This is a genomic window from Aequorivita sinensis (genome assembly GCF_006346335.1).
GTDB classification, from domain to species: domain Bacteria; phylum Bacteroidota; class Bacteroidia; order Flavobacteriales; family Flavobacteriaceae; genus Aequorivita; species Aequorivita sinensis.
This window is the reverse complement of the sequence record NZ_VDMC01000009.1, coordinates 36,766-51,885: the sequence shown is the minus strand read 5'-3', so window position 1 is coordinate 51,885 and position 15,120 is coordinate 36,766. Positions and strand designations below refer to the sequence as shown.

At 33.5% G+C, this 15,120-nt stretch carries 13 protein-coding genes; 7 read left to right on the top strand and 6 right to left on the bottom strand.

The annotated features are described in order from the left end of the window. Window positions 1-9: 9 nt before the first annotated feature. The 5 genes from uvrB to FHP04_RS10435 all read right to left on the bottom strand — a co-directional run bounded on the left by uvrB (window position 10) and on the right by FHP04_RS10435 (window position 5,049). Complete coding sequence (gene uvrB, locus FHP04_RS10455) at window positions 10-2,007, bottom strand: excinuclease ABC subunit UvrB (protein WP_139856058.1); 1,998 nt, start codon at window positions 2,005-2,007, stop codon at window positions 10-12. 78 nt (window positions 2,008-2,085) lie between these two features. Next, window positions 2,086-2,661: a pentapeptide repeat-containing protein gene (locus tag FHP04_RS10450; protein WP_139856057.1), complete on the bottom strand. Its 576-nt coding sequence runs from the start codon at window positions 2,659-2,661 to the stop codon at window positions 2,086-2,088. 39 nt (window positions 2,662-2,700) lie between these two features. Beyond that, window positions 2,701-3,345 (bottom strand): SanA/YdcF family protein, encoded by a 645-nt coding sequence (locus FHP04_RS10445; RefSeq protein ID WP_139856056.1) that lies wholly within the window; start codon window positions 3,343-3,345, stop codon window positions 2,701-2,703. 110 nt (window positions 3,346-3,455) lie between these two features. Further along, window positions 3,456-4,757, bottom strand: a complete 1,302-nt coding sequence (locus FHP04_RS10440) for a glycosyltransferase (protein ID WP_139856055.1) — start codon at window positions 4,755-4,757, stop codon at window positions 3,456-3,458. After that, entirely contained in the window at window positions 4,747-5,049 is a 303-nt protein-coding gene (locus tag FHP04_RS10435; RefSeq protein ID WP_139856054.1) for a hypothetical protein, read from the bottom strand. The genes FHP04_RS10440 and FHP04_RS10435 overlap by 11 nt, the downstream gene beginning before the upstream one ends. A gap of 500 nt (window positions 5,050-5,549) precedes the next feature. Here FHP04_RS10435 and FHP04_RS10430 point away from each other — a divergent pair, with 500 nt between their 5' ends. The 6 genes from FHP04_RS10430 (at window position 5,550) to FHP04_RS10405 (ending at window position 11,657) form a co-directional block, all read left to right on the top strand. Continuing rightward, window positions 5,550-7,508, top strand: coding sequence for a histidine kinase (locus FHP04_RS10430; RefSeq protein WP_246051414.1), 1,959 nt, complete (start codon window positions 5,550-5,552; stop codon window positions 7,506-7,508). A gap of 3 nt (window positions 7,509-7,511) precedes the next feature. Further along, window positions 7,512-8,270 (top strand): LytR/AlgR family response regulator transcription factor, encoded by a 759-nt coding sequence (locus tag FHP04_RS10425; protein ID WP_139856052.1) that lies wholly within the window; start codon window positions 7,512-7,514, stop codon window positions 8,268-8,270. A gap of 215 nt (window positions 8,271-8,485) precedes the next feature. Continuing rightward, window positions 8,486-9,337 (top strand): hypothetical protein, encoded by an 852-nt coding sequence (locus FHP04_RS10420; protein WP_139856051.1) that lies wholly within the window; start codon window positions 8,486-8,488, stop codon window positions 9,335-9,337. A gap of 56 nt (window positions 9,338-9,393) precedes the next feature. Beyond that, window positions 9,394-10,653, top strand: a complete 1,260-nt coding sequence (locus FHP04_RS10415; protein ID WP_139856050.1) for a hypothetical protein — start codon at window positions 9,394-9,396, stop codon at window positions 10,651-10,653. Between the two features lie 102 nt (window positions 10,654-10,755). Then, window positions 10,756-11,115 (top strand): DUF4870 domain-containing protein, encoded by a 360-nt coding sequence (locus FHP04_RS10410; RefSeq protein ID WP_139856049.1) that lies wholly within the window; start codon window positions 10,756-10,758, stop codon window positions 11,113-11,115. A gap of 2 nt (window positions 11,116-11,117) precedes the next feature. Then, entirely contained in the window at window positions 11,118-11,657 is a 540-nt protein-coding gene (locus FHP04_RS10405) for a hypothetical protein (RefSeq protein ID WP_139856048.1), read from the top strand. Window positions 11,658-11,766: 109 nt separating this feature from the next. Here FHP04_RS10405 and rimO read toward each other — a convergent pair whose 3' ends face one another. Further along, window positions 11,767-13,071: a 30S ribosomal protein S12 methylthiotransferase RimO gene (gene rimO, locus FHP04_RS10400; protein ID WP_139856047.1), complete on the bottom strand. Its 1,305-nt coding sequence runs from the start codon at window positions 13,069-13,071 to the stop codon at window positions 11,767-11,769. 128 nt (window positions 13,072-13,199) lie between these two features. On the opposite strand from rimO, the gene FHP04_RS10395 reads away from it, so the two are divergent. After that, entirely contained in the window at window positions 13,200-15,098 is a 1,899-nt protein-coding gene (locus tag FHP04_RS10395) for a S9 family peptidase (protein ID WP_139856046.1), read from the top strand. Window positions 15,099-15,120: the final 22 nt, after the last annotated feature.

Here is a 15,120-nt window from a genome sequence, read left to right as displayed (position 1 = left end):
TTATAATATTCAGACCTCCTCTAGCTGTTTTTGATACGTTTTAATTTTATCACGAAGTTTAGCAGCCATCATAAAATCTAACTCTTTGGCCGATTTTTCCATCGCTTTACGAGTATCTCGGATTTTCTTTTCAATTTGAGCTTTAGTTAGGTATTCCACTTCAGATTCTGCAGCAAGGCTTTCAGCTGTTTCAAACGAATATGCTTCTTGTTTAGACTTTGTTAGTGAATTTTCAAAAGACTTCTTAATTGCTGTTGGCGTGATACCGTGTTTTTTATTGTATGCAATTTGCTTTTCTCTTTTGTAGTTTGTGCTATCAATTGTCTCTTGCATACTTTTGGTTATTTTATCAGCATACATTATAGCTTTACCATTTAGGTTTCTAGCAGCACGACCTACAGTTTGGGTTAGAGAACGCTCACTTCTTAAAAAACCTTCCTTATCAGCATCTAAAATAGCGACTAATGAAACTTCTGGTAAGTCTAATCCTTCACGGAGAAGGTTCACTCCCACTAATACATCAAAAAGACCTAGACGTAAATCCTGCATAATTTCCACTCGTTCCAGAGTATCTACGTCACTGTGGATATAACGAGTTCTCACCTGTACACGAATTAAATACTTGGTAAGCTCTTCTGCCATTCTTTTGGTTAATGTAGTTACCAAAACCCTTTCGTCTTTTTCAATGCGAAGATGAATTTCTTCTAGTAAATCATCAATTTGATTGAGGCTAGGTCGAACTTCAATTGGTGGGTCCAAAAGTCCAGTTGGGCGTATAATCTGTTCTACAAACACACCGCCACTCTTTTCTAATTCGTAGTCGGCAGGAGTTGCACTCACATAAATAACTTGATTTTGAATAGCTTCAAATTCTTCAAACTTAAGTGGTCTGTTATCCATTGCAGCTGGTAAGCGAAATCCGTATTCAACCAAATTTTCTTTTCTAGAACGGTCTCCACCGTACATTGCACTAACCTGGGGGATAGAAACGTGACTCTCATCTACTACCATCAAGTAATCATCAGGAAAATAATCTAATAGGCAGAAGGGGCGAGTACCGGGCAAACGTTGGTCTAAGTAGCGCGAATAGTTTTCGATACCGCTACAATATCCAAGTTCGCGAATCATTTCCAGGTCGAAATTTGTGCGCTCTTCCAAACGTTTCGCCTCTAAGTGTTTTCCTATTTCTTTAAAATACTCTATCTGTAAAACCAAATCATCCTGAATGCTTTTAATAGCATTTTGTAACACATCTGGTGATGTTACGAACATATTGGCAGGATAAATATTTAATCGATCGTACTTCGCTTTTATATTGTTGTTTAAAGGATCAAATACTTCAATTTCCTCAATTTCATCTCCAAAAAAATGAATTCTAAATGCATCGTCGGCATAACCAGGAAAAACATCAACGGTATCTCCTTTTATACGAAATCGTCCGTGATTAAATTCGGCTTCAGTTCTAGAATAAAGACTTTGAACCAAGCGGTGAAGCAACTTGGTTCGCGAAATTATTTGTCCTTTTTCTAACGAAATAACGTTTTTCTTAAATTCAACAGGGTTACCAATACCATATAAACACGAAACGGAAGAAACTACTAGCACATCTCTTCGTCCAGATAATAGGGCAGAAGTAGTGCTTAATCGCATTTTTTCTATTTCTTCATTTATAGAAAGATCTTTTTCAATATAGGTTCCACTGCTCGGAATAAAAGCTTCAGGCTGATAATAATCGTAGTAGGATACAAAATATTCCACTGCATTATTTGGAAACAGATTTTTAAACTCTGTATAAAGTTGAGCAGCAAGAGTTTTATTATGAGCTAAAACCAAGGTAGGTTTTTGTACTTGTTCTACCACATTGGCAACAGTAAAAGTTTTTCCCGAACCAGTTACACCTAAAAGTGTCTGATATTTTTCATCGGAATTAAGTCCTTCAACTAATGATTTTATAGCCCGTGGTTGGTCTCCAGTGGGTTGAAATTCTGATTCTATTTTAAACTTCATATGTTCTTTTTCAAAGCTTTACAAAAATAGTGAATTGAAGCGAGAAGAGATTGTTTGTTAGCTAATGCTTAACGTCTATTAATTATGAATTTCAATTTGATATTTATCTAAAAGTACAATTACTTCAGGTAGTGAAAATTTAGCGCCTTTTAATCTGTTTTGTTCAGGATCAATAGAATAGTTTTTAGCTTCTCGAAAATCAGCTTTTTCCAAATTCGTATTTTGAAAAGTTGCATTCTGAAAATTACATCCCGTAAGTTTCACACCTTTTAAGTCTGCTTCAGTAAAATCTACAAATTGCAATTGTGATTTTTTAAAAATACTTCTGCTCAACTTCATTTTGTAGAAAATTGAATGCTCCAATAGGCATTCATCAAATGAAACAGCAAATCCGAATTCATTACATGAATCAAATTGTAACCCTAACATTTTACAATTTTTAAACCTCACATCCTGAAAAGATACTTTAGACAAATTACTATTGCTGAAATTACAATCTACAAACTTACAGTCTGAAAATCTACTTCCAGAAAGGTTGCTATTAGCAAAATTGCAATTTGTAAAAGTGCAGAATTCATATTCGGCTATTTCTAAATTATCTTTAGAGGAGTCAATATTGCTAAAATTCTGATCGTCTATATATTTGATATTCATTAAATAATTTTGCGGTTATATATTAGGGCGGTTTGGTTATTAAGCAGATTTAATTTCAACTTTTTCACCGTAAAACTTGGGTTCAACGTTGAAAATGATATCTAAAAAAGCTTTCGTTCTTGCGAAATATTCGCGTAGTTTCACTTTAAAACCATTTCTCCCACCCACATCATTTGCGTTAAAACCAATTACGTTTAAACCGTTGTTTTCGGCGAGATATATAGCGCGTTCGTTGTGAAACTGTTGTGAAATTACGGTAAAACTATCCTGACTAAAGATAGCATGAGCACGGATAACGGAGTCTAATGTTCTAAAACCAGCATAGTCCAAAAATATTACATTTTCAGGTATGCCGCGTTTAACCAATTCCTTTTTAAATGTTTTTGGCTCATTATAGCTTTTCGAGCTGTTATCGCCGCTTACCAAGATAAAATCAATTTTATCATTCTTAAACAACTCTACAGCTGCATCAATTCTGTATTTAAAATATAAATTTATTCCTCCGTCTTTATAGTACTTTGCTGTTCCTAGTACTACGCCAACTCTGTTTTTCTTTATGGAATTTACGTTGTTGAACGTTTTGCCTTTGCTTGTGTTTGTAATTGTATAATTGGAATAAAATGTCAAAAAAAACACGCTTAAGAACAACAGAATAATAACTTGAAAAATTCTCTTTATAATCATTGATAGTGTTTGGTGTTTTTCTGTTGAATTTAAATAAAAGTAAATCAATATTGCTACTTCACAAAGCTACGCAATGGGTTTAATCTTATAATGTGTTTTAGGGAAATTTACTACTTATACTCATCGCGTACTTCATCGCTATTCGCAAAACAAACTGGCGATGAACTTTGAGGAATTTGATTTTTAGTTTCAATCCATTTACTTAAGTATTTTGTGCTTTGTAGTGTGTGATGTTGTATCACCTGACCCAAGAAATTCTCTTGGCGGTGGTTTGTTATGTTTTCAACAAGGGAAGTAATTCTCGCCTTGAGTTTTTCAGAGAACAATTCATCTAAAAAACGTTTTTTAATAATTCTAAACCCATTTTCCTGAGCATTTTGCCAGGCGTTTTCATCTGAATACAGTTCAACTGCTTTAGTGATGAAGTATTCATCTGAAGTGGTTATAATTCCACCAAAGGCTAAATTTCCATTTAAACCTTCAGCGCCAATTTCCGTGGTAATTGAAGGTAGGCCAAATTGCATTGCATCGAAAAGCTTTCCTTTTAATCCAGCACCAAAACGTATTGGAGCAAGCTGTACACGATAATTATTCATTATCTCTTTAATGTCTTCTGCCCAACCTTTTACAATAAAACCTTCTTTTTTATTATTAAGTTGAAGAATTTGCTGAGGAGCATATGCACCGTAAACGTGGAGTTCAGCTGAGGGTATTTGCTTTTTTACTTTAGGCCATAATTTTTTAAGTTGTAAAACGGAATCTACATTAGGCGGGTGCAATAAATTTCCGATTGCTAAAAAGTTTTCTCTTTCCGTAAATGAAACAGTGTTTTTGAATTCCGTATTAGCGTCAGTCAACAACGGTAGATAAAAAAGTATATCTGAGGAAATCTTAAAAGTGTTCCTTAAAAGCTCAATCTCATATTCCGAAATTATTAAGGAGAGATCACATCTTAAAATACTTGCGAGTTCCCTTTTTGAAGAATCTGAGAATAGGTTCGCTTCAGAAACTGGTTTATTTTTTTTAATAGCTTCCTTTCTTGCGTTTCTTAAGAAGTGCAGATCCTCTGTATCTAGAATTTTCAATGCCTGTGGGCAGTTTTCAGATACTCGCCAACCAAATTGTTCTTCAGTAATAAAACGGTCAAACATTACTACTGTTGGATTTAATTCTTTTACAAAATCATCAAATGTAGAGTCGTTGAGTTTTATGTTTTTAGTAGCAATATTTTGAGCTATTAAGTTAGCCGATTTTTCACCTTTTGAAGCAGTACTTACAAAGGTTATTTCATAATTACTTCCAGTGAAAAATTGTATCAATTGCATCATTCTCCCGCCAGCCGCGGTAGTTGAAGGCTCAGGGTATGTATGGCCTATAATTAGAAGTTTTTTTGTATTCAAATTAGTATCCATAGAATTCACACATTAATCCAAGGTTGAAAAATCCAGAAAGAGCCCCTAAAAAGAGCATAGTACTAATAAATAAGATGGTGAGAATCACAATTTTGTGTTTTGAGCGATATGCGATGTAATTTAAAATTATTTGAATTACCATAGCAAAACCTTGGGCTATTAACATCCGTTCAGCACACACAATAACAGGCTCCTTATAGTAAAGAATATAGGTGGCAATCATCAGAAACACATAAAGCGCACTGATGGTAAATAAGACTGTTTTTGGAAGTTTGAATCTTGGATAGCCCATCTTGACACTTTTATATCAAAGGTACAGAATTAAGAAGTTTCAACAATTAAAAAGCCTTTCCAATGCAGCAATTGCTTCGGAAAGGCTTGTTGAATTTGGTTAGTTTTATACTCCACTGTTATATAGAGAATTCGGCTCTTTAAATTATAACAGTGGAGTCCCCCTCTAATTAAACTTAATAAACAAACAAATGTTAACTTTTCTTACTAAGTAATTATATTCTATTTCACTACTAAACATAGCGTCAAAAAATAATTTTGAATCAAATATACCTTTGATATAATGTAGTATCAATACTAAATTAGTATTTGGTTCATCTTACTGAGTATTCGGTTTAAATGTATTTTAATTTCCCAAATACTAATTAATAGCCGCTATTTACTAAAATGTTGAGGTATAAGCGATGGTAGAATGGTATATTAGCTACAGACATGAGAACTTCCCTTGTTTTATTTGTTTTTTGTCTTTTAGCTAATTTGACATCGTTACAGGGTCAAATAATGGCTGACTCAATTGTGTCTAAATTTGAACTCATCAATAGTAAAGAAGTTCAAGCGCTTATTAATGATAAAGGTTCTAGCTTCGAAGATGTTAGGGAGAGTATTTCGTGGAGCCCCTACAGTTCAGAATTGTCTGTAAACTCTAAACAAGCACTTTGGTTAAAATTCGACTTAAAAAATAATTCCAAGGACACTATCCGCAATTATATATATAGTGACACCCCAAGTAATACTATATACCAGGAATTTAAAAACGATGTTAAGGTATTTAAAAATGGAAGGTTAATTCCCCTACCAAATCGCACAAACAAGTCTGATTATTATTTTACTGAAATAGCACTAGATCCATTTCAAACTTCTCAAGTATTTATAAAGTTACACAATCCTTTAAACAAAAAAATAGATCCACCCACACTTAATTCCAAGCTTAGTTATTGGGAGACATTGCATAACATAAATGCAAAACAAGATGCATCAATTTCCTTTATATATATTTATATAATAACCATAACAACAATTTTTGTCTTTGCTCTGGTGTTTTGGTTGCGGCTTTGGAAGAAACTATACCTATATTATTTAGGATATTTACTTTTTCAAATAATTTATGGTTTTCAAGTATTGAGAACTACTTCTGCATCTTTTGGTAATTTGTTTTCCTACATTCCAACACTTTCTGCTTCTGCTTTTCAACCCGTTCAATTTGTATTTATAGGATTTTATATTTTATTTATAAAACACTTATTGAAAGTTAAGTACTATGATAAATTATTAGCGAAAGTATTATCATACTTAGGGAGATTTTGTTTTGTGTATGCGTTTTCACATTTTATTTTCAGCTATTTTTTCTTTGGAAATATGTTTGCCGAAACAGTGTTTGTTATTGTGAGATTAATAATTATTCCACTTAATTTTATACTGATTTTTTGGATTATTTATAAGGTAAAACATCCGCTTATAAGTTATTTTATAGTAGGACAAACGTTCTTTTTTATTGGTGCAGTTTTGTCGTCCTATGTTGCTTATGCAGAATTGAATTTCATTCCGGGCCACTTCTTTAACTTTACTCAAGCTCCAAATATCATCTTCCAAATAGGACTATTGGCTGAGGTAATATGTTTTTCACTTGCATTAGGAGAAAATGTACTTCTACTTCAAAAAGAAAAAACTATAGCTAACAAAGAATTAATTGTTCAATTAAAAGAAAACCAAGCCTTGCAAGAAAATATGAATCGGAAGCTTGATGAGAAAGTTCACAAAAAAACTGAAGAACTAATTAAGGTTTATTCTGAGATTGAAAAAGACAGAGAGCAGAAGATTAAAGATGAATTTACTCAGAAAATAAGGGAAACAGAAATGATAGCGTTGCGTTCACAAATGAACCCTCACTTTATTTTCAATAGTTTGAGTGCTATTAAGCATTTAATAATGACCTCTAGAAATGATGATGCAATTACCTATCTAGATGAATTTTCTGCTTTACTACGAGGAATACTAAATAGTAGTAAACATCAACAAATAACTGTAGAAGAGGAGTTGGAGATTTTAGAATTATATCTTTCTTTGGAGCGCAGTCGAATGGGGTCTAGCTTCTCTTATGATATTGAAGTAGCGTCTAAGGAGGAACTTTCACAATATCAAATACCTCCATTACTGTTGCAGCCTTTGGTTGAAAATGCAATCTGGCACGGTTTGCAACCAAGTCTTAAAGCCGAGAAAAAATTATCGATTATATTTGATACTTCTGACGATTTAATAATCACTATATTAGATAATGGAATCGGCAGAAAGGAGAGTGCCAAGAAAAAAAGATTGCACGAGGCTATGGGCACAAGTCTAGTTCAAGATCGATTAACACTTTTTAATCATTTGAGCAATAAGTCAATACGTCTTAAAATTACAGACCTTGAAAAAGATGAAGTAGTTTTAGGAACAAAAATTACATTAACCTATGAAACTTAAATCATGACAAAAATTATAATAATTGATGATGAGGCGCATTGTACTAATGTATTAAAACATTTAATCGAAAGGGCACATTCAGATTATACCATCACGGGGATTTTTACAAATCCACTTGAAGGATTAGAGTTTATTAAAAAAAATCCACCTGATTTATTGTTTCTAGATATTGAGATGCCAAATTTGAATGGATTTACCTTACTTGATAATTTATTACCAATTGATTTTGACGTAATTTTTACAACTGCTTATGATCAATATGCGATAAAAGCATTTCGTTATAGCGCTATAAATTACCTTTTAAAACCTATAACAGAGAGAAGTATTGTAAAAGCATTATCTGGTTGGGAAAGCCGTCGGAAAAAAACATCTACCAAACAGTGGCAGATTCTCAATGATTATATGCAAGATCCTAAAAAAGATATTTCTCAAATAGCGTTGCCAACAGGAGTAGGATACAAAATTGTAGAGATTCAAAATATAGTGCGGTGTCAATCGGATAGTAATTACACCAATATATTCTGTAAAGATCAACACAAGATTTTAATCAGTCGAACTTTAAAAGAAATAGAGGAGCTATTATACGAAAAGGGGTTTATAAGAGTGCATCAATCTCATTTAATAAATCCTCAGTATGTAAAGGGAATATTAAAACACGACGGAGGGAGTTTAATTATGCACGATGATGTTGAGATTCCAGTGTCGCGTCAAAAAGCAAAACAAATTAATGAAATATTAGAGACAATGCTCCGCTTTAAATAAAAAGTAAAATAATGGATTACTAAGCTGTTTTGGATTGAAATTTTTATACCCAGTCATTTAAATGTCTGGGTTTTTTTATTTGTTTAATTATATAAAAAATATTTTTTCCAAATTCTAAATCATAACCTCCAAATTCTAATTAGGGGTTGTAATACTCTAACAGCATCGATAGGTTTGTTTGTGGAATTCTTTATAAAAGAATAAAAAATAATATCATGAAAAAGATTTATACAGCTATAGTGACAACTTTAATGTTGTTAGCTTTTATAGCGCCAGTGCAAGGACAACGAGGTTTTATTAAAAGAAAAATTCAACAGAAAGTTGAAAAAGACATGCGCGAGAAGCATGCAGAGCCACAAAGGGAGAAAGGGCGCAAAGCGATAGAAGATATTACTTATGAAAATGATACACGCTATCCAGTGCCAGAGAACCCTGTACAAGCAACATTAGTGATGAAAATGCAATCGTTTAAAAAGAACGGAAAATTAGACGACACTAATACTGCAAAAATGGTTTTTGGTGAAACTGGCGAATGTATGATTATGAATGAAGGTGATAAAAATGAAAGTCGAATGCTATTTGATTATAAGGGTGCGGCCACGTATATGGTGAATCAAAAAGAAAAAACAGCGATGAAAATGCCAATGATAAATTTTCAGAAAATGGCCGAGAAAATGGCGGGAGATCAAGCTGATTTAGAAGATAGCAATGGTGAGTGGAAGCGAACTAATGAGGTAAAAGAAGTAAACGGGTATAAGGCCCGAAAATACGTTTATACCAATCCGAAAGAAGATATTAAAATGGATGCTTGGGTTACCAAAGATATTAGTATCGACCTTAGTGGAAACCATCTTTTTGGCGGACAGATTAAAGATTTTTCAAAAGCTTCGACTATTAAAATAGACGAGAATTACCCACAAGGAATGATGGTTAGAAGTATTTATTATGATAAAAAAAGCGATAACCCTAGTTCAATAATGGATATTACTTCTTTTAAAAAATCGTCAGACCCTAAATATTTCGACCTAAGTGGTTACACCATAAATGATATTTTGGGGAAACTTTAGGTATATAATTAGAATTATTAATAAATATCATAACTATAAACAATAAAAATTCAGACATGAAAAAGTTTCAATTTAAATTTCAAAACCTTTTATACATACCATTAGCTTTTATTGCTTTAACAAGTTGTAGTAGCGATGACGATGGTGGTGAACCAGACCCAGTAGTAGAGCCTTTAGTGTTAGATTGTTCTACAATTACTGAAGCAATGGTGCTAGAAGATAGAGGTTCTGGAATAGATTATATATGGCCATGTGCCGTTAAAGTAAGAGCTCCGTTAACAATAGAGCCAGGTGTTACAATCGCATTTGAACAAGGAGGAGGATTAATTATCGACGATTACGACACTAGAACAGGTGCGTTAATAGCGAATGGTACCGAAGATAAACCAATAGTATTTACAGGTACAAGTCAAACTCCAGGAGCATGGAATCGAATTTATATGGATTCGGGAGATTTAAATAATATATTAAATCACACTATAATAGAATATGCTGGAGGCACTGATGGAAGCTTACCTGCTTTGACAAATGTAAATGGAAGTAAAGTCGAAATTAAAAATACTATTATCCGCAATAATAAAGGAGATGGAGTTTTTGTTAGTACATCTGCTAATATAGATGGGTGGGAAGCTAATACTGTAATTGGGAATCAAGGTTATCCAATGCAAATTGCAGCGAGAAAAATTAAGTTTCTAGACGGAACGGCAAGCCTTTATGCCGATAATGGAATGAATCAAATTTATGTAAATTCAGAATCTATATATAATCGTGGATTTATTGAAGACGAGGTAAATGGTCCTGTACACACATGGTTAAATCCTGGTGTACCATTCTTTATTGAAGAAAATATATTTGTTAGACAAGATAGAGAAAATGAAAGGCCAGGCCATTTAAAGATTACCGAAGGATGTAATATTGTTTTTGCAGAAAATTATGGTATCCAAGTGTATCATGGTAATACTGTATTAGAAGTGTTAGGATCAGCAGAAAATCCAGTAAACTTCTCTGGGCAATACGGACAAGGTAGTTGGAAAGGAATAAATATTATTCAAAGTATAAGCAACTTAAATAAAATTGAGAATGCAGTGATAGCCGATGCAGGACAATCTACTTGGGATTGGTTTAATCAACCAGGGGGTCTTTCTTTAGGAGGACAAACTTCTCATGCTGTAAACTTAACCTTAAACAGCGTTCATATTACTAACAGTGGTGGATGCGGAATTGTTGAAAGAAAGATGGCTAGTAACGCTAGTTTGGTATATAATGACCTCACTTTTGCTAACAATGCTGGTGGTGATATTTGTGAGGAAATATAAATTGCTAAAATGTTAACCTCATATTATTAATTAATTATACTCGACCCTTCATTAATAACACAAGTTTGATATTAATGAAGGGTCGATTTAAAAACAATAATTATGTACGAGAAAGAAAATACTCAGGAGGGCCAACCTTCAAATACTATTGAAGAAGGAAAGACTATTGCAATTATTGCCTACATAACCATCTTTGGCTTGTTGATAGCTTTTCTGATGAACAACGATAAAAAGAATTCATTTGCCTCCTATCACTTACGCCAATCTCTTGGGTTAGGGCTTACGAGTTTAGCATTATCCGTTATTAGTATCATTCCTATTTTGGGGTGGATAGTTTCATTATTAGGTAGTATTTTCATAATTGTACTATGGGTTATTGGACTAATGGGAGCATTGAACGGAAAAGAAAAACCGGTGCCTTTTTTAGGTAACAACTACCAAGAATGGTTTAAAAGTTTATAATTATGTGTAAAATAAAACCTTTATTGTTTGTTATAGGGATTTTCTGTCTTGTTTTGATAGGTTGTAAAAACAATGCAAACAATGAAAATGGGGCAAATAATAAAGCCTCTTCGATAGTAGAAAGCAACGATGATATCTATGTTGAAATACAGCTAGAAGATGGGAAAACCATCAAATTAAATTCTCCTAAACAAAGAGGGAATCTATCTTCTCCCAGTAGCCTTTCTGTTAATATGGATAAGGATGGTATAGTTATAATGCTGAAATTGAATAAGTATAAAACCCCTTTAGAAAACAAAGTTTATGACGAACCACTTGATGCGCAGATTACGCTTACAAGTATATCACACGATGGCCCGCTCGGAAAGGAAGCTTACCGCTCTTTTAATGAAAACGAGAACGGAGAAGAAGGTAAGGTGAAAGTTAACTTAATTTCGCATAGTGAAAATCATTCTGAAGGAACCTTTGAGGGTACGCTTTATTCACAAAATAAGAAAGAAGCGACTATTAAGGGAAATTTTAAAACAAGAAAGAAAAAGTAGTTAGTGTTAATTGCTCAAAATAATATTCTTAATAAAGAATGATTAGTTAAACAAAAAAAGCGAGAAATTTCTCGCTTTTTTGTTTTATATAAAATAAGATGTTTAAGTTTTATTTTACAACTTCTGCATACAAATCAAAGTCTTCAGCAGCGGTAATTTTTACGTTAAAAAATTCTCCAGTTCTTAAATAATCATCTTCAGCATTAATTAATACTTCGTTGTCAACATCTGGACTGTCGAATTCAGTTCTTCCTACAAAGTATCCACCTTCTTTTCTATCGATTACCACACGGAATTCCTTACCTATTTTTTGCTGATTTAATTCCCAAGATATTTGAGATTGAATTTCCATAATTTGGTTGGCGCGATCCATTTTTACATCTTCCGAAACATCGTCTTCCAGATTGTAAGCGTGAGTATTTTCTTCGTGAGAATATGTAAAACAACCCAAACGCTCAAAACGCATTTCTTTCACCCATTCTTTTAAAGTTTGGAAATCTTCTTCGGTTTCACCAGGGTAACCAACAATTAAAGTAGTTCTAATCGCCATTTCAGGAACGGCAGCTCTAAAGTCTTCCAATAATTTGGTTGTCTTCGCCTTTGTAGTTCCACGACGCATCGATTTCAAAATAGAATCTGAAATATGCTGTAATGGAATATCTATATAATTACATATCTTAGGTTCATTGCGCATCACCTCCAACACATCCATTGGGAATCCTGTAGGGAAGGCATAATGCAAACGAATCCATTCAATTCCTTCAACTTTTGCAAGCTTTTGAAGTAGCTCTGCAAGATTTCTCTTTTTGTATAAATCTAAACCGTAATAAGTTAAATCCTGTGCTATTAAAATAAGTTCTTTAACTCCTTTCGCTGCTAGTTTTTCAGCTTCAACAACCAATTCCTCCATTGGAGTACTTCGGTGTTTTCCACGCATAATTGGAATAGCACAAAAAGAACATGGGCGGTCGCAACCTTCAGCAATTTTAAAATACGCATAGTTTTTTGGTGTAGTTGTAATTCTTTCACCAATCAATTCGTGTTTGTAGTCTGCACCTAAAGCTTTTAATAAACCTGGAAGCTCGGTTGTGCCAAAATATTCATCCACATTTGGAATTTCTTTTTGAAGGTCTGGTTTATACCTTTCAGATAAACATCCTGTAACAAAAACCTTATCTACAATTCCCTCTTCTTTTTTCTGAACGTATTCAAGAATAGTGTTAATACTTTCCTCTTTGGCATTGTTAATAAAACCACAGGTATTAATTACCACAATGTTTCCTTCTTCTTCGTGTACTACTTCTTTATTACTAGCACGCAGTTGGCCCATAAGTACCTCACTGTCATATACATTTTTAGAACAACCTAGTGTTACTACATTAATTTTATTTTTCTTTAGGGATTTCGTGCGCATTTCTGTTATTTCTTAATTTAAAAAGTGTGCAAAGATACCACGAAAAATTAGAACATTCATTACTATCTATATCTAGTGCAACCCACATAGTTTTTTTGAGTAACTTTGCATTTTTAAAAACTTTTGAAATGAAAAAAATAACGTTCCTGCTAGCATTTCTTACTGCTGGCATCATGTTCGCTCAAAAAACGATGACGCCTGAGCTATTATGGCAAGTAAAAAAAGTAAGTCCGATTGGAATTTCTGACAATGGAGAAGTGCTTTTTTATAAAGTTACAACTCCTAATATGGATGAAAATAGCTTCGATTCAAAATTCTACGCTATGAAAGTAACGGGTGGCAATTTTGCAGAAGTTACTAAAGAAGAAGTTAAAGTAGCAGATAAAAATCTATCGGCAAACGGGAAATACTTATTAATGCACAAACCAGTTCACGTTAATGACATTACTGGAAAAGATATTTATAACGACTTACCAAAAAGTGATGCTTATGTGTATACGGCATTAGATTACCGTCATTGGGATAAATTCAACGACGGAAGTTTTAATCACGTTTTTTATAAAGATGTAAAAACTGGTGCTGAAACTGATATCACACCAGGGCAGCCATATTACACACCACAAGCTCCTTTTGGTGGTGATGAAGATTATGTTTGGGACCCAAAAGGTGAAAATATCTATTATGTAAGTAAAAAGGTTGCAGGTACAGAATATGCAGTAAGTACTAATACAGATATCTATAAGTACAACCTAGCAAGTAAAAAAACTGAAAATATTACTGAAGAAAATAAAGGGTACGATACAAACCCTGCATTTTCGAAAGATGGTGCTTTAGCTTGGTTACAAATGAAAACTCCAGGTTATGAAGCCGATAAAAATGATATAATAGTGCTAAAAGATGGTGTGAAACAAAACCTAACAGCACAATGGGATGGAACTGTTGCTAACTTTATATGGGCAAACAATAATAAAGACATTTATTTTACAGCTCCTGTAAATGGAACAAGACAACTTTTTAAAGTTGATCATCCTGAAAGATCTAGAAAAATGCCTGTAGTAGAGCAGCTTTCACAAGGTCAATTTGATGTAACGGGAATAGTAGCAGAAAATAATGGTCAATTAATCGTTACACGTACCGATATGAACCACGCTACAGAGATTTTTTCTTTCGATTTAAAGAAAAAAACTTTTAAGCAACTTACTCAAGTTAATACAGAGTTTTATGGTAAAATGGATTTACCGTCAGTTGAAAAAAGAATGGTAACTACTAAAGATGGTAAACAAATGTTAGTATGGGTGGTTTTACCTCCAAACTTCGATAAAACAAAAAAATATCCAACCTTGCTTTATGCTCAGGGTGGACCACAGTCTCCTTTATCTCAATTTTACTCATTTCGTTGGAATTTCCAATTAATGGCATCGCAAGGTTATATTGTTGTAGCTCCTAATAGAAGAGGAATGCCAGGTCACGGTGTAGAATGGAATGAAGCAATTAGCGGCGACTGGGGTGGTGGTGCAATGCAAGATTACCTAGATGCTATTGATGCTATTGCTAAAGAGCCTTATGTAGATAATGATAGACTTGGTGCTGTTGGTGCAAGTTTTGGTGGCTATTCAGTTTTCTGGCTTGCCGGAAATCACGAAGGTCGTTTCAAATCTTTTATCGCTCATGACGGTGTTTTCGACAACCAATCAATGTATGGTACCACTGAAGAGTTATTCTTCGTAAACCACGATATGGGTGGTGCTTATTGGGAGAAAGAAAATGAAGTAGCACAGAAAACATACAATGAGTTCAACCCAATTAACTATGTTGATAAATGGGATACTCCAATTTTAATTGTACAAGGTGGTAAAGACTACCGTGTGCCTATTGAGCAAGGATTACAAGCGTTCCAAGCAGCGCAATTACAAAATATAAAAAGTAAACTTCTTTATTTTCCAGAAGAGAATCATTGGGTGCTTCAACCACAAAATGCGTTGGTATGGCAACGAGAGTTCTTTAGCTGGTTAAAAGAAACGCTTTAATTTATGCTAAATGAAGAATCAC